This is a genomic window from Flavobacterium sp. CAN_S2 (genome assembly GCF_015752255.1).
Taxonomy (GTDB): domain Bacteria; phylum Bacteroidota; class Bacteroidia; order Flavobacteriales; family Flavobacteriaceae; genus Flavobacterium.
This window is the reverse complement of record NZ_JADOVA010000001.1, coordinates 1,163,025-1,179,888: the sequence shown is the minus strand read 5'-3', so window position 1 is coordinate 1,179,888 and position 16,864 is coordinate 1,163,025. Positions and strand designations below refer to the sequence as shown.

12 protein-coding genes are annotated in these 16,864 nt (G+C 36.5%); 10 read left to right on the top strand and 2 right to left on the bottom strand.

What is annotated here, in order from left to right:
• Nucleotides 1-291: 291 nt before the first annotated feature.
• The 5 genes from IWX80_RS05310 to IWX80_RS05290 all read left to right on the top strand — a co-directional run bounded on the left by IWX80_RS05310 (nucleotide 292) and on the right by IWX80_RS05290 (nucleotide 8,033).
• Nucleotides 292-1,332: a Gfo/Idh/MocA family oxidoreductase gene (locus IWX80_RS05310; RefSeq protein ID WP_196852460.1), complete on the top strand. Its 1,041-nt coding sequence runs from the start codon at nucleotides 292-294 to the stop codon at nucleotides 1,330-1,332.
• A gap of 319 nt (nucleotides 1,333-1,651) precedes the next feature.
• Nucleotides 1,652-2,863 carry an MFS transporter gene (locus tag IWX80_RS05305; RefSeq protein WP_196852459.1) on the top strand — a complete coding sequence of 404 codons (1,212 nt, stop codon included), beginning with the start codon at nucleotides 1,652-1,654 and terminating at the stop codon, nucleotides 2,861-2,863.
• Between the two features lie 447 nt (nucleotides 2,864-3,310).
• Nucleotides 3,311-6,148 (top strand): carboxypeptidase-like regulatory domain-containing protein, encoded by a 2,838-nt coding sequence (locus IWX80_RS05300; RefSeq protein ID WP_196852458.1) that lies wholly within the window; start codon nucleotides 3,311-3,313, stop codon nucleotides 6,146-6,148.
• A gap of 10 nt (nucleotides 6,149-6,158) precedes the next feature.
• The gene (locus IWX80_RS05295; protein WP_196852457.1) at nucleotides 6,159-7,511 is read left to right on the top strand and encodes a DUF5689 domain-containing protein; all 1,353 of its coding nucleotides are present in this window, start codon (nucleotides 6,159-6,161) and stop codon (nucleotides 7,509-7,511) included.
• A gap of 63 nt (nucleotides 7,512-7,574) precedes the next feature.
• Entirely contained in the window at nucleotides 7,575-8,033 is a 459-nt protein-coding gene (locus IWX80_RS05290) for an FKBP-type peptidyl-prolyl cis-trans isomerase (RefSeq protein ID WP_196852456.1), read from the top strand.
• Between the two features lie 58 nt (nucleotides 8,034-8,091).
• Here IWX80_RS05290 and IWX80_RS05285 read toward each other — a convergent pair whose 3' ends face one another.
• Both IWX80_RS05285 and IWX80_RS05280 read right to left on the bottom strand, forming a co-directional pair.
• On the bottom strand, nucleotides 8,092-10,209 hold the full coding sequence (locus tag IWX80_RS05285; protein WP_196852455.1) for a glycoside hydrolase family 97 protein: 2,118 nt from the start codon (nucleotides 10,207-10,209) through the stop codon (nucleotides 8,092-8,094).
• A gap of 304 nt (nucleotides 10,210-10,513) precedes the next feature.
• Nucleotides 10,514-12,160, bottom strand: coding sequence for a DUF6377 domain-containing protein (locus tag IWX80_RS05280; RefSeq protein WP_196852454.1), 1,647 nt, complete (start codon nucleotides 12,158-12,160; stop codon nucleotides 10,514-10,516).
• A 312-nt stretch (nucleotides 12,161-12,472) separates the two neighbouring features.
• On the opposite strand from IWX80_RS05280, the gene hflX reads away from it, so the two are divergent.
• From hflX to IWX80_RS05255, 5 genes are all read left to right on the top strand, one after another.
• Entirely contained in the window at nucleotides 12,473-13,723 is a 1,251-nt protein-coding gene (gene hflX / locus IWX80_RS05275) for a GTPase HflX (protein ID WP_196852453.1), read from the top strand.
• 443 nt (nucleotides 13,724-14,166) lie between these two features.
• Nucleotides 14,167-14,631, top strand: coding sequence for a DMP19 family protein (locus IWX80_RS05270; RefSeq protein WP_196852452.1), 465 nt, complete (start codon nucleotides 14,167-14,169; stop codon nucleotides 14,629-14,631).
• Nucleotides 14,632-14,788: 157 nt separating this feature from the next.
• Nucleotides 14,789-15,385 (top strand): hypothetical protein, encoded by a 597-nt coding sequence (locus IWX80_RS05265; RefSeq protein WP_196852451.1) that lies wholly within the window; start codon nucleotides 14,789-14,791, stop codon nucleotides 15,383-15,385.
• 229 nt (nucleotides 15,386-15,614) lie between these two features.
• Complete coding sequence (locus tag IWX80_RS05260) at nucleotides 15,615-15,887, top strand: hypothetical protein (protein ID WP_196852450.1); 273 nt, start codon at nucleotides 15,615-15,617, stop codon at nucleotides 15,885-15,887.
• A gap of 225 nt (nucleotides 15,888-16,112) precedes the next feature.
• The gene (locus IWX80_RS05255; protein WP_196852449.1) at nucleotides 16,113-16,667 is read left to right on the top strand and encodes an REP-associated tyrosine transposase; all 555 of its coding nucleotides are present in this window, start codon (nucleotides 16,113-16,115) and stop codon (nucleotides 16,665-16,667) included.
• Nucleotides 16,668-16,864 lie beyond the last annotated feature (197 nt).

Here is a 16,864-nt window from a genome sequence, read left to right as displayed (position 1 = left end):
ATTATAAAACAACTATATAAAAATATTTCAATTCTTATATGACCTTATATGACTTATATGTTAAAAAAATAGGTTTCGGTCTCTATTTTTGAAAGAAAAGAAATGACAAAAAGTTGACTACTTGTTTAATTTTTAAAAACTTACATGACTTATATGTTTAAAAAAACAAGTATGATTCTCTTTTTTTGAAAGAAAATAAATGACAAAAACTTCACTACTTATTTAATTTTTAAAAACTTATGTGGCTTATATGTTTAAAAAACACACGCCAATAATTTGAAAAATAATACCATGCAAAAAATAAAAACAGCTTTGCTTTCCTACGGCATGTCCGGGAAAGTATTTCATGCTCCTTTTTTAAACTTTCACCCCGGATTTGAACTCCTTGGTTCTTGGGAGCGAAGTAAAAAATTAATCCACCAAGATTTTCCTTCGGTAAAAAGTTATGCCAGCATGGAAGAGTTGTTGGAAGATGATGTAGATTTAGTTATCGTAAATACGCCGGTGGAAACGCATTATGAATATGCAAAACAAGTCCTTTTGGCCGGAAAACACGCTATTGTCGAAAAAGCTTTTACCACAACGGTTGCCCAATCGCAGGAATTAGCGGTTATCGCCAAAGAAAAAGGATTGAAATTGGCCGTTTTCCAAAACAGAAGGTGGGACAGCGATTTCAAAACTGTCCAAAAAATTATTTCGGAGAAAGTATTGGGTGACATCGTGGAAGCCGAATTCCATTTCGACCGCTACAATCCTATTTTAAGTCCGAAACAACACAAAGAAACGGTCAATTCCGGTGCTGGAATTCTAAAGGATTTAGGACCGCATTTAATAGATCAAGCCTTGTGTTTATTTGGTTTGCCACAATCCGTTTTTGCGGATATTCGCATCACACGGGAACTTTCTTTGGTGGATGATTACATTGATGTTTTACTGTATTATTCCAATTTCCGTGTCCGACTCAAAGCTGGATTTTTTGTTCGGGAAGCGATTCCAGCCTTTGTTATTCATGGTAAGAAAGGTTCGTTCCTGAAACCGCGGGGTGATGTTCAGGAGGACGAATTGAAATTAGGAAATAAACCAAATTTAGAAACGTGGGGAACAGAATCCATCGAAAAACGAGGGTTATTGCATACTGAAATTAATGGCGAAATTATTCAAGAAATTGTTCCTACACTTCAAGGGAATTATTATGATTTTTTTGATGGTGTATATCAATCGATTACTAATGACGCAACTGAGCCTGTGACAGCACAAGATGGCGTTCATGTGATGCAAATTATTGAAGCGGCAATCCAAAGCAGCGCGCAGAAAAAAGTAATTGACCTATAAAATCTACCGCAAATTCGCGGTAACCACCTTAAATAAATAAAGCTATGCTTTGTCAAAATAGAAATTTAGCCACAGATTCACAGATTTTAACCATTATGAAATCAGTGAATCAGTGGCCTTTTTATTTAAAAACCAATTGTTAGGACTATAAAATCTACCGCGAATTTGCTAATTTTTAAAAAGGTATAGAAATTAGCGAATTTGCACTAATTACTTTTTATAAACAATAACGTTGTATTTTTCCCTAAATGTGTTGTTTTGACACAACCAATGATTGCTTTTTGTAATTTTGACTCCTTAAATACTAAAATAAATCACTTTGATAGATTTAAACTTTTTAGGAAGGTCAAAAACGAAAGCCAAACTCAAGAAAACATACACTGAAGCCAAGGTTTCTTATTTAAACCGAATTCGTTGGGCAGTTTCTATGTTCTACTTTGGGATGGGTTTGTGTTTTGCCACATGGGCCAGCCGAATCCCGGATATCAAAACGACTTTGAACCTCAGCGAAGGCGATTTAGGAAGTATTTTATTCGCTTTGCCATTAGGACAACTAGTAGTAATGCCTTTTTCTGGAAAATTGGTCACTCGTTTTGGAAGCCACAGAATCTTGATATTCGCCCTTTCATTATATGTTTTTAGCATGACAAATTTAGGTTTGGCTGTTGCGGCTTGGCAATTGTCGTTGGGATTATTCGTATTTGGAATGTTTGGAAATCTATCTAATATCGCCGTGAACACACAGGGCGTTTACACCGAAGTACTGTTCAAAAAAACCATCATGTCCTCCTTTCACGGGATGTGGAGTTTTGCCGGATTCATGGGAGCATTAGTAGGATTAGGAATGTTGGCTTTTGAATTAACGCCTTACATTCACTTTCTCATTGTGGCCGGAATCGTATTTTTGATGATGGTTTTCAATTATAAATTTTTAATAAAAGCTAAAGAAACGATCCAACCCAAGAAGAAAAAATTATTCTCAAAACCGGACAGTGCTTTGATTTGGTTGGGAATAATCGGATTTTGTTGCATGGCCAGCGAAGGCGTCATGTTCGACTGGAGCGGTGTTTATTTCAAAGATGTCATCAAAGCACCAGGACCGTTAGTGATTTTGGGGTACACTTCTTTTATGATTATGATGGCCGGCGGACGTTTCTTAGGAGACGGCCTGATTGGTAAATTTGGTCGAAAAACCGTCTTGCAAATCAGTGGCATCATGATATCAGCCGGACTTTTCACAGCAGTATTCTTCCCATTTGTCATTCCCGCAACCATCGCATTTATGTTCGTAGGTTTGGGAGTTTCCACCATAGTTCCTACCGTTTACAGTGTGGCCGGAAAAACACCAAATGTGTCACCCAGCGTAGCGTTGACAACCGTTTCCAGCGTCAGTTTTCTGGGTTTTCTTATGGGTCCGCCAATTATAGGTTACATAGCGGAGCTGTCGAGCCTCAGATTTTCATTCGCATTTATCGGCGTTTTTGGGATTCTAATCGCCATAATGGTGTCCCGAATCAAAGCAATAGAATAACTATAAATTTTTAGGAGCACGACATTTCGTTTCCATAAAAACAAACTCTCCCGCTGTTCGCAGTATCAACGCCCAAAAGCGTGGGATACTTGCTGCCATCGGGGCTACTGAATTCGTTCCGATTATCGAAGAACTTCCCCCAAAAATGGATGCAATAAAAATATTTTCACTGAAAATCAATATGTTAGTATTTTTTTTATACATTTAACATTATAATTCTTTCATAGATTATTTTAATTTGATTCTGCATGCAAAATACCACTTAATCAGCAGTATCTTATTTAAGGTTTATACCACTTTTTCCAAAATTCATTTTTAATTATTTAACGTTATCCCATTTCGGATGACGTTTTCAATGTTTTTAGTTCAACCGTTGCAATTCATTGTAACGGTTGAACTTATTATTGTAATTCCCGCTTTTATACTGTAACCTCATCATCTGAATTTATGAATAAATTTTACGTTGCGTTCTTCTTTATGGTTCATATTGGATGTAGTATTGCACAAAACAGTACGGGTTTTTTTGGAAAAATCGTGGATTCCAAAACCCAAAATCCATTAGGTTTTGTCGTCGTCAGTGTTCAAAATACGACTTTAATGCAACTCACTAAAGACGATGGTAATTTCAGTTTTGATTCCGTTCCCACAGGAAATATATTGCTTCTCGTGCACAGTCAGGGTTTTAAAGATGGCTTGTATCCGGTCGAAATTACTGAAGGACAAATGCTGGATTTGGGAACCATAACTTTAGAAGAAGATCAATCCTCAGAACAACAAAACAGTATCATCACACTTATAGAAAGCGATTTTGGCGAGGACAACAGTAGTTCCGAAAGTACTTCCGGACTCCTCCAATCCTCCCGGGATGCTTTTCTGCAAGCCGCTGCGTTCAACTGGGGACAAGCTCGTTTTAGAGTTCGCGGATTAGACAGCGAACATTCCACGATGATGATTAATGGCGTTTCCATGAATAAAATTTATGATGGAAGACCGCAATGGGGAGAATGGGGCGGATTGAATGACGCGCTCCGCAATCAGGAATTTACGCTGGGAACCGCGCCTTCAGATTATACGTTTGGCGGGATTTTAGGAACACAAGAAATTAACACACGGGCTTCCATTTACAGACCCGGTTCCCGAATCTCCTTTTCATCAACAAATACTAATTACAGTTGGCGTACCATGGCAACCCATGCTTCCGGCATGAATTCCCGCGGTTGGGCTTTTGTAGTTTCGGCAGGAAAGCGCTGGGCGCAAGAAGGGTATTTCGAAGGGACAAGTTATGATGCGAATTCCTTTTTTATAAGCCTCGAAAAAAAGTTAAGCGAGAAGCATTCGTTGAATCTTACGGCACTGTACACGCCGAATTCCAGAGCCAAAAATTCGCCAAATACTGCTGAAGTAACGCAGCTGACAAACGTAAAATACAATTCGTATTGGGGTTTTCAAGACGGTGAAAAGAGAAATGCCCGTATGAAAACCATTGAAGAACCCACGATAATGCTGAATCATTATTTTAAAATTAGTGATAAAACCAATCTGAATTCTAGTGTGATGTATCAATTTGGAAAAATTGCCAACAGCAACATCGATTATCAAAACGCCAATAGTCCGGACCCAACTTATTATAGAAAGATGCCCAGCTATTACAGCTCGCTTTATGCACCGGATAACGGAGAATTTTCAGGAGCATTTACTCCGGATTATGAAAATGCAGAGAAAAGCAAAGTGGCATTTTTAGCAAATCCTCAAATTGATTGGGCGGCATTGTACCAAGCCAATCAAAATCCAATTTTGGATGCTAATGGAACAATTACGGGCTACGAACCCACAAAAAGCAAGTATGTTTTATATGAAGATCAAGTGGAAGATGAAACGGCGGTTGCCACAACAAATGTGAGTGCGCAGCTGTCAGAAAATATTTTTTTGAATGCCGGAGCGTCTTTCAAAAAACTAAAATCGCATAACTCACAAAAATTGTTGGACTTGCTTGGCGGTTCTTATTTTGAAGATATTGATGCTTTTTACAGCGGGAATCAATCGCAATCTGATTTGAATAATCCAGACCGTCAAGTAGTCGTTGGTGATACATACGGATACAACTATAATTATTTTGCCAATACATTAGAAGCATTTACCCAATTTAAGTTCACGTATAGCAAAGTGGATTTCTATCTGGCACAAAATTTTTCCAGAGCAGATTATCAACGGGAAGGTTTGTACAAAAATGGAATTTACGAAACCAATTCCTTCGGTAAAAGTGAAAAAGTTGCGTTTGAAAACTTTGGCTTCAAAGCCGGATTCAATTTGAAAATTTCCGGCAAACAGTTAGTCACTTTCAATGCGGCGCATTTGACCAAAGCGCCTTCTTTGAAAAATACTTTTGCGAATTCCCGATTAAATAATGCAATTGTAAACGGACTCGAAAGCGAGAACATCAGCAGTTTGGACGCCAGTTATGTCTACCGTTCACCAAAACTGAAAGCCAGATTGACGGCTTATTATTCCCTGATTAAAAATGCGACTCAAATTTCCTTCTTTTATGCCGAAGGAATTTTTGATGATGGCGCAGGATATTTAAACACCGATGCTTTTGTGAGCCAAACATTAACGCAATTGAACAAGAAGAATTTGGGTGCAGAATTTAGTTTGGAATACCAATTAAGCCAAACTTTTAAAACGACTTTTTCAGCGGCTTTTGGTGAATATACGTATGACAGTAATCCACAGGTGACATTGACAAACGATGCCGAAGCAACTCCAGAAAATACCAGTCCGGTTTTTGATTTTGGAACGGCTTCCCTCAAAAATTACAAGCAATCGGGAATGCCACAACGTGCCTATTCGGTAGGAATTGAGTATCGAGATCCAAAATATTGGTGGATTAGTGCCAATGTAAATTACCTCACTAACAGTTATATTGATATTTCACCCATTTCCAGAACCGAAATTTTTTATAAAAATCCAGCAAGCGGTTTTAATTTTCCAGAAGCAACAGAAGAACGCGCCGCGGCACTTATAAAACAAGAAAAATTTGATCCAACGATGCTGCTCAACCTCGTGGGTGGAAAATCATGGCGAATTTATGGTAAGAATTTCGGGATTTTTGCCAGCATCAATAACGTGCTTGATGTTACCTATAAAACGGGTGGTTACGAACAAGCCCGAAACGCAAATTTCAGACAAATTAATCAGGATGTTTCCAGCGGTACGCCTTCTTTTGGACCAAAATATTTCTACGGATACGGAAGAACGTATTTCGTAAATCTTTATATCAATCTATAAATTAAAGCATATGAAATCAACATTTTACAAATCGGTTCTATTTTTACTGTTGACAATTACATTTGGCAGTTGTGTGACAGATGAAGTTGTGGCTCCAAAACTAGTTTGTACACAGCTGGATTTGGTGACAAACAAATCAGTTAGCGAAGTTCATGCGGTTGCTAATGCCATTGTAACACAATACAAATACGATGATATCATCGAGGCGTATGTAGTCTCCAGCGATGAATCAGGGAATTTTTTCAAGTCGATTTCCTTTCAGACTTTGGCAACAGCCACAACGCCAGCCATAGGATTTAGCGTTCCAGTGGATGCTACAAACCTTTATATAGATTACAGGTTGGGCAATAAGGTGTACATCAAGTTGAAAGATCAATACACGGATATTTCGTTTGGTGGAATGCGTATCGGAAGCATTTTTGTGAATTCCTATAATGAAGGCGGAGTAGGGCGGCTTTCGCAAAATGAGTATAAAAATGTACTGAATGCGTCTTGTACGAATGTAAAAGAGGAGGTTTTGGTTCGCTCGTTAACCATGTCGGAATTGCTGAATGATTCCAATTTGAATACATTGGTAGAATTGTCCGATGTTCAGTTTTCAGCCTTGGCAGTTGGGCGCCATTATTTTGAGGAAACCAATAATGTGGGTGGCGCGACGAATTGGGGATTGGTTGACAAATTAGGCAATCAAGTGTATTTTAGAACGAGTAGTTTTTCTGATTTTGCTACCAAAGTTGTTCCTGATGGAAGCGGAAAAGTAAGAGGGATTTTGACGAAATATGGAAGTGATTACCAATTATTGCCGCGTTCCGAAAAAGATGTGGTGATGACAGGACCACGCGCAGTTCCTTTTTTCTCCCAAGATTTTGAAAAAGTTGTCGACAAGTCGAATTTGAGTCTTCCAGGTTGGGCAAATATGGTTCAAAAAGGAACACTTTTCTGGAAAGGCACGGTGTATTCCGGAAACGGTTATGCCGAGTTTGCCATTAGTGGAACCAAAGTTGTTTCGAATGTTGCTTGGTTGATTTCACCAAAAATTGACATGGATGTTCATACGAAAGAAGTCCTGACTTTTAGAAGTGCTCAGCATCATTTAGATGTCGATTCCCCTTTAAATTCTCTGGAAGTCTATGTATCCACAAATTTTGACGGGTTGAATTTTGCTACTGCTACTTGGACTCCGTTGGTAGTCAATTTGCCTAAACAAGCCACGCCTTGGTATCAATTTGTGGGAAGTGGCGCCGTAGATTTATCCTCGTATAAAGGTAAAATTAATATTGCTTTTAAATATACTGGTTCCGGGAAAAATCTGGCTTTGGATGGCGCTTTTCAAGTAGATGATGTTCAGGTTTTTGGTGATTAATGATTTTTATAAAAGGTTTTACTTGAATTGCTATATTTGCAGCCTTAACCTTTAAATTAAATTATGAAATCTACCTTATTAGCCCTAATTTCTTTATTATTTGTTTCTTGTTTATCGGATAACGAACCATCAAAACCTGTTGATTACACGGTTCAAAACGAAAAAGAAATCGTGGATTACATTGCCAAAAATAAATTGACTGCCACAAAAACTGATTCAGGTTTGTATTATGTTATTAATGAAGCGGGAACTGGCGCTCAACCAACAGCTTCATCGAATGTAACAGTGGCGTACAAAGGATATTTTACGAATGGAAATGTTTTTGATCAAAGCAATGCTGCAGGAATTTCATTTGGTTTGAACCAAGTGATAAAAGGATGGACAGAAGGGATTCCTTATTTTAAAGAAGGTGGAAACGGAGTTCTTTTAATTCCTTCTCATTTGGGTTACGGCAATGGTAGCGGACCGATTCCAGCGGGCTCTGTTCTTATTTTTGATGTCAAACTGATTAAAGTAAATTAGTTCTACGCTATTATAAAATCAAAAAAGGCTGTCTATTTGGACAGCCTTTTTTAGTTATTTACTTTTTGATTTCAACGATGCTTATCGCATAACCTCCACCTGGAGCACTGAGTTGTGCCAGTTTAGATTTGTTGGTTACTTTCATTTTACGAATCGTATACGCTTGCGGATTGGTTTTATAATGCGCATCTTTTGCATCAGCATAAATCGTTGCCTCATATTTTTTTCCTTTTTCCAAGAAATCAAATTTGATTGTTGAGGTACGTGAAGTATCGCCATTTACATTACCGATAAACCAGTTGTTCGTCACTTTTGCTTTACGCGCAACGGTAACATATTGACCCGGTTCAGCTTCCAGGTATTTACTGTCAGACCAATCTATTGCTACATCTTTGATAAACTGGAAAGCATCTGGAAAGCGATCATAATTATCCGGAGTATCAGCTGCCATTTGCAACGGGCTGTACATCGTTACATACAAAGCCAATTGATTTGCAATCGTACTGTTTACATGGGAATTGTTGTCCTTATTCATTTTACTCAAATCCATTTCAAAAATTCCAGGAGTATAATCCATTGGTCCACCCACTAAACGGGTAAAAGGTAACACCGTCACATGATTTGGTTTAGAACCTCCAAACGATTGATATTCTGTTCCTCTTGCCGCTTCGTTACCTATTAAGTTAGGATATGTTCTTGCAATTCCTGTTGGTCGAACTGCCTCGTGCGCGTTCACCATAATTTTATAATCAGCAGCTTTTTCTATTGCGAATTGATAATGGTTATTCATAAATTGGTTGTAATGATTTCCGCCATTTTCAATGATAGAACCTACATAACCACTTTTTACAGCATCATATCCATTGTCTTTCATAAACTGATATGCTTTATCCATGTGACGCTCGTAGTTACGTACCGAACCCGAAGTTTCATGGTGCATCATCATTTTTACACCTTTTGATTTTGCATATTCATGCAATCCTTTGACATCAAAATCCGGATACGGAGTCAGAAAATCAAAAACATAATCTTTAGAATGACCAAACCAATCTTCCCAACCTTCATTCCAGCCTTCGACTAAAACCGCATCAAAACCATGTTTAGCTGCAAAATCAATGTATTTTTTTACATTGGCGTTATTGGCACCGTGTTTTCCATTTGGTTTTGCTTTTGAAAAATCAGTAACGCCAAGTTGTACCGTAGGAAATTCATCCGTATACGCCCAAGAACTTTTTCCAGTAATCATTTCCCACCAAACACCCACATATTTAACGGGTTTTATCCATGACGTATCGTCAATTTTGTTAGGATCGTTCAAGTTCAATGTCATTTTTGAAGCTAAAATTTCTCTGGCATCATCACTAACAATTATAGTACGCCAAGGCGAATAATTTGGAGCCTGCATATATCCTTTGTCTCCTTTTGCATCTGGTGTCAACCAAGATTCGAAAACCATGGTTGCATCATCCAGATTCAAATGCATGCATGAATAATCGATTAATGCTGCTTCGTGTAAATTGATATACAATCCATCCGCTGTTTTTAGCATTAGCGAAGTTTGAACTCCTGTCAAAGAAAAAGAAGTTTGGGATACATTTGCCGTTTTTGCTTTTTCAGACAATCCTCTGATTTCAGATAATTTTGAAGTTGTATAATCGTATTCTTGGGTATCGTAATCCCCAGGAATCCAAAACGCGGTATGATCGCCTGTCATGGCAAACTGTGTTCTTTCTTCTTTGATTACAAAATAAGTAAGGTTTTTTTGCGAAGGGAATTCATAACGAAATCCTAGACCATCGTCAAACAAACGGAACCGAATAACGATTTGTCTGTCGGTTTCTTTTTGATTTAAGGTTACTGCCAATTCGTTATAATGATTGCGAATTGAGGCTACTTCTCCCCAAACAGGTTTCCAGTTTTCATCAAAAGTTGTCGCTTTTGAGTCAACAACAGTGAAATCATTTAACAACGATTTTTTATCATTTTTTAACTCAAGACCCAATTTACTTGGTTTTACAACGGCTTTATTTTTGTAATTTAAACTGTAACTTGGAGTTCCGTCATTTTGTAAGGAGAACTCCATTACAAATTTTCCGTTTGGTGATTTTAACTGCTGCGATTGTGCAGGGTTAAAAAACGTGAGCCAAATTAGGGCTGTGAAAAGAAATTGCTTCATTTTTAAATAGAATTTGATAAATTAATTTTTCAGGTTTGGTAATAGATTGTGATTTTCACGAAATCGATTTATTGAAAAATCCATAGTTTTCCAAATTTCGAAAAGGTAAAAGTAAACGCTTTACACACTACATTTTTTTGTCATCATAAAAAAGTAGATTGTGTTTCTCTTTTTTAAATGCAAGATACTGAATAACTGTTTATTATGTAAATTTCGTATTTAAAAAAAGTGGTGTATTTATAATAAAAATAAGGTTCCCAAGATTGATTTAATCCTAAAGACCTCCTTGAAAAACAGCATTTTTCTATTTTAGATTGGTTCCAATCCGCATTACGTTAGCTTCAAAATCTTCTCGTGGACCCGCAGCTTTGTTTTTGAGTTGCGAACGGTAATTGTAAATCGTGGATACCGAATACCGGAGAAAAGTCGAGATTTTTGCGCTGTCCTTGATGCCCAAACGTATGAGTGCAAAAATCCGTAGTTCCGTATTCAGCAGTTCGCCTTCTTTCAATTGGATCGCTTCGTCATCAATCAACAAAGCGCTGAATTCCGGTATGAAGTTGGGAAAGAGTTGCAGGAACGTCTTGTCGAAATTCGTGAGAAATGTTGCGAGTTCATTTTCGACAAATTGTTTTGATTTTACAGCACTAATCAGGTCATTCATTTTTCCCGTTGTTGCCATAACATTCAATTTTCGGCGGTATTCGTCTAATTTACCAATGTAATCTGAACACTGATCCATGTAACGGCCAATGTATATTTCTTTCAAAAGATTGGCTTCAGTCAGTGTATAATTGGTTTCATTCAACTTCTCATTAAAACTGTTTAGTTCAGTATTTAACTCCGAAAGCTTGCTGTTGGCCAAACTTAAATCCTGCTTTGCTTTAGACAATTTTTTCATTTGCTTAAAAAGTAAAAAAAGCACCGCCAACAGGAATACGGATAAAATACTGGCACTTATTAGAAACAGCACCAACTGGAATCGATTGGTTTCATTTTGTTTTTGATACGCCTCGTTGATAATGGGCAGCATCTTCGAAATTTCATAGGTTCGTAATCGCGCATTACAAAAAAGAGCATCTTCAAGCGAGCGTTTTATGTATTTGTAAGCGCGATCAATATCCCCGTTTTCATACATTAGAAAAGCCAACGAACGCAACGAAATGTATTCTTTCTTGGCCAATTGCAAATCGGAAATGGCCGAAATGGTCAACCATTTTTTTTCTTGATTAAAGTCTTTTTTTTGGCGATACGCCTGCGAAATAATGTAGGCAATAACCGCTCGATCATCACTGTTGTGAGCAATTTTGGGGAAATAGTTCATCAATAAAGCCAGTGTTTCCTTGTGTTTTCCGGCGTCAAGAAGCGTACTGGATTTCGCCATAATATAGGCGCTTGATTGCGGTTTGTAATAATTTAAAGAAGAATCACGGTACTTTTTTGTTAAAACAATATACTTCTCTTTTTCCTGAAGCGAAGCCGCATAATCGGACATGTAGCCATAAACGACACTATTTACGGTGAAATAATAACCTTTTAGTTCGGGTGAAGTAGTGATGTTGATTTGATTAAGAATATCGGTTGCCTCCTTGTACATTCCTAATGTTCCCATGATGGAAGCTAGATTTAATCGGGCATGATTTAGCTTTTGAATGTCATTTAGTTTTTCGGCTATTTGAAAACTCTTTCGAGCGTAAATCAACGCGGAATCGGATTGATACGATTTATATTCCGCATACAACTTTCCGTAAACATCATATTTTTGAATATCGGACGAAGTAGAAAGCAACAGTTCTTTGAGTTTGTTGATTTGAATCTCTTTTTTGTCCGAATACAATTGGTAATCAGCAACCGTTTGATCCAATTCCTGCAATAATTGTTCAGAATTATTTTGGGCAAAAAGAAAAATAGGAGCCAAGAATGCAATAAGTACTGTCAAAAAGCGATTCATTCAAATGGTATTAAATTGCTGTAAAAATAATTAAAAATCCAATGGAACTTCAAAAGTAAGGTTTGCAAAAGCAAGAGTTTTTAAAATAACCGCAAATTCGCTAATTTCTTTTCGATAAACTTTTAGCCACTAATTATCCGAATATTGACTAATTTTTTTAAAAGTAAAGATTAAATCATGGAAAAATCTTTCTTCAGTCTAATTTTTGGGTCGACCAAAATACTATCATTATTCACACGTTATGATTTTTTTATAAACCCAGAACTCAATAAGTCCCTTACAAATCATTAAATTTGTAACTTATTCAAAAATATGTTAGAAAAAGAAGTAATAAATTTCGAAAAAACGGCTATCGTTGGTATTGTGACTCAAAACCAAAGTGAAGAGAAACTAAACGAATATCTTGACGAATTGGAGTTTTTGACTTTTACCGCAGGAGGCCAAGTGGTGAAACGTTTTTCGCAAAAAATGGAACGTCCTAATCCTAAGACTTTTGTAGGAACTGGAAAAATTGAAGAGATTCATCATTTTGTAAAAGAAAATGATATCTCGACTTTGGTATTTGATGATGAATTATCGCCTTCACAGCAAAAAAATATATCTAAAATCATTACAGAATGTAAAATTCTGGATAGAACGCACCTTATCCTGGATATTTTTGCGCAACGTGCTGAAACTTCGTATGCAAGAACGCAGGTAGAATTAGCACAATGTATCTATATGTTGCCTCGATTATCGGGATTGTGGACACACCTTGAGCGCCAAAAAGGGGGAATTGGAATGCGTGGACCTGGAGAAACAGAGATTGAAACCGACAGACGTATTGTACGGGATAGAATCGCTTTATTGAAAGATAAAATTAAAGCAATCGACAAACAAATGGGAACGCAAAGAGGCAATCGCGGTTCCATGGTACGCGTGGCTTTGGTTGGGTATACTAATGTGGGAAAATCGACTTTGATGAATGCCGTAGGGAAAAGTGATGTTTTTGTAGAGAACAAACTTTTTGCAACATTGGACACCACCGTTCGAAAAGTAGTTATCAAGAACCTGCCTTTCCTGCTTTCGGATACCGTAGGATTTATCAGGAAATTGCCAACACAACTGGTTGATTCTTTCAAAAGTACACTGGATGAGGTTCGTGAAGCGGATTTGTTATTGCACGTAGTTGATATTTCGCATCCGGAATTTGAAGATCATATTGCATCCGTAAACCAAACGTTATTGGATATCAAGGCAAATGACAAACCCGTTATTATGGTTTTCAACAAAATCGACGCCTACAAGCATTTGACTATTGATGAAGATGATTTAATGACCGAAAAAACGCCAAGACATTACACGCTGGAAGAATGGAAAGCAACTTGGATGAGTCGAGTAGGAGAGCAAAATGCGTTGTTCATTTCGGCTACCGAAAAAGAAAATTTCGAGGAATTCAGAGAACGTGTTTACGAAGCCGTAAGACAAATTCACATCACCCGTTTTCCGTACAATAAGTTTTTATATCCGGATTATAAAGACGCGGTGGAAAAAGAAGACAAAGACGAAGAAGAAAACGAATAATTTTCAATTTATAGAATACACAGCTGTCAGTTCGAGCGTAGTCGAGCACAGCGCTAGTGCAGCAACAGAATCCCTTTTGATATTTTCAAGAGGGATTTTTTTTGGGCATGTCCCAGCTTCCTCTGCGTTACAGCTGCGTCAGGCTGTTCGCTATAATCTCCCGAAGAAAAATCGGGAGGATTTCCGCTGCCATCCTTCATGCGGTTTAGCGATAACGATAATTTACAAATAAAAAGTCCATTTGATGATTTGTAAGATAATTATTAAAGTGTATATTTGAAAGTGATACGCTATGCAGTAGCGCCTATCCACCCAAAATGAGATGTATATGCGCTATTTTGTAGCGGGTATATACTAGTTGTGCACAAGTTTAAAACAGAACTTACGAATTGAAAAAAATCGTTTACTTATTAATCCTTTTCACATTTAATAATTGTATTCAAATGACGGAAATTGACAAAGCTTTACTGATTGAAGACGAAACCGAATCGATAATTAAAATTCAAGAAATACTTTGGAAAAAAACACAACTGTACGAAGATTTTGAAAACCTAAATGAAGCCGAAAAGACATTTCTTTACGTTGAAATTTTGGAAGCCGAAATAAATAACGGAGGTTTTGACCAATATTTCTATAATTCAAGTGGAGATTATGCAAATGAAACGTTAGAATCTCTAAAAAAAATTGGAGCGTATAAAACTGCTAAATTAGTTGAAGAAGCAATTAGCTATTTTCCTGAAACTCCAATCCCTAAAGACAATAATAAAAGGCGTAAACTATTAGAAAATATTGATACAAAAACTTCCGAAAAATGGAATGAACTTGACGATAAATTTTATCTCTATGAAGAAAACATTGGAGGCTTAGCATTGGAATATGTTAGAAAAAACAAAGCTGAATTTAAATAAAACCAGTGCACAACAGCTGTTTTGAGCTAGCTGGACTTTAGTGGAATTATCGTTTCGCATCAAGTTTTCGTTAAGCAGAAAATTGAGCGGTTACGAACTTCCAGCCATCTCAAAGCAGCAAAACGTTAGCGGCTATAATTCCCGAAAAAAACAGAAAATGAATTGGTTTAAAAAAACTACCGAAAGAGAAATCAAAATTGGAGATTGGGTAAACTCATATTCGAAAGGAATATTTAGAGTTGAGAGAATTGTTCAAGAATATTATGACGAAAGTAATAGAACCATTTTGGGCGAAAATAAAATTGGAGATAAATTTAAAAATCGGACAATTATTTCTAAAAAATTTCTGAACTCAAAAATGAAAAAATCAATAAGTTATGAAAATTGTAGTGAATCTTGTATAACTTTTTTGAGTAAGGAAATAGAGATTGAGTTGAATCAAATAATAGAACAAAATCCAAAATTATTAATTGAATTTAATCAATATGCAATTCCTGAAATAATTGGAGTTTACAATTCGCAATTACAAATTGAAACTGCTGAAGAATTACAAAAAGTTACTGAATTACTAAAATTTATTGAAAATGGTAGAAGTTTTCTTGAAATAGAAAATGAAATGAAGAAATTAGACATTTTAAAATTAAAGCCAAAATATTTTGGAAATTACAATTTTCAACTGTTCAATTTTAATCACGAATATATTGAAAAAAAGCAAATTTGGAGAGAAGGAAAATTAACCAAAAAAGAAACCTAAATTATTACAGCCGCTAACAGCAGTTTGCAAAAATGGCGGGTTTTGGGCTTAATTTAAAGTTGGTTTTGTACTTGCAAAGTCAGTGAAAAACCGAAAGTTTAGGCTTCCTTAATCCGCCACTTCTGCAAGCTGCGAAACGTTACCACTCAGTTTTTCGGCGCACAGTTTTCGAAGGAAATATAGCAGAATCGAAGAATTCAAGAATTTAACAAAACAATACTTCTTATAAATGTATGATTTAGAATTTTACTTATATGGAATAATTCCAATGATAGTTGGGATTTTGATAATGTGGAAATCAATCCAGATTTCATCAAAAAGAAGAATGGTTGTAAGTTGGGTTATAACATTTATAATTGCTATTTCTTTTGCATTAGCAGAATATATGCTATTCTTAATAAGCTTTACAGAAGCATGGCCAACATATTTACCGCACATTTTGTTGGCTCTGAATTTAATATTGTTAGGTATTCAGTTGCTTCTAAAAAATAGAAAAGATTGAGGTTTGGCTTTCTAAAACATTATTGAAATTTATATCAAGAAACCCCACTAGCCCCCACTAGCGCTCGTTTGTCTTCGTTCTCTGGTGCTCGTTTGCAACGAGTACCTACTTAAATTAAGAAACAAATTATAGCGTTTGCAACGCGAATCGCTAAAACCGGAGTACCTTTAAATAACTATACGACTGTTTTATTGTAGCGTTTCTTAAAATCAATATTTGAAAAAAATGTCTGAGAATTACAAAGTTATCGATAGTACAGTGCCTACTTTTATTACTATAACAGTTGTAGACTGGGTAGATTTATTTGTACGACCTAATTATTGTACTATTTTAGATGAATCCTTAAATTATTGTATAAAGGAAAAAGGATTGAGTGTGCATGCTTATGTATATATGACTAGTCATATTCATTTAATTGTAACTGCATTTGATGGTGAATTACAAGGTGTTATTCGGGATTTTAAAAAATTTACATCTAAAAAACTGACAGAAGCGATAAAAGAATATCCTGAGAGTAGGCGGGAATGGCTGTTACGAAAATTTAGTTTCGAAGCTCAAAAATCAGGAAGAGCTAAAAATTATAAAGTATGGCAAGATGGTTTTCATCCCGTTATATTGGATACTTTGGAAAAAATAGAACAGCGTCTAAACTATATTCATTATAATCCTGTTGAAGCCGAAATTGTTTTTCATGAAAGAGATTATGTAAACAGTAGTTATAGAAATTATGAAGAAGACAATACTGTTTTTTGTAATGTAAATGTGGATCCTTTATGGTAATCTGTTTAGATTGGCCGCGTTGCAAACGCTTTATTTAGTTTACATAAGTAAGTAGGTACTCGTTGCAAACGAGCACCAGTGGAGATGTCCCAGCTTCCTCTGCGTTACAGCTGCGTCAGGATCCCGAGGCTTCGGGACGCTGCCATCTCCCGAAGAAAAATCGGGAGGATTTCCGCTGCCATCCTTCATGCTGAGTA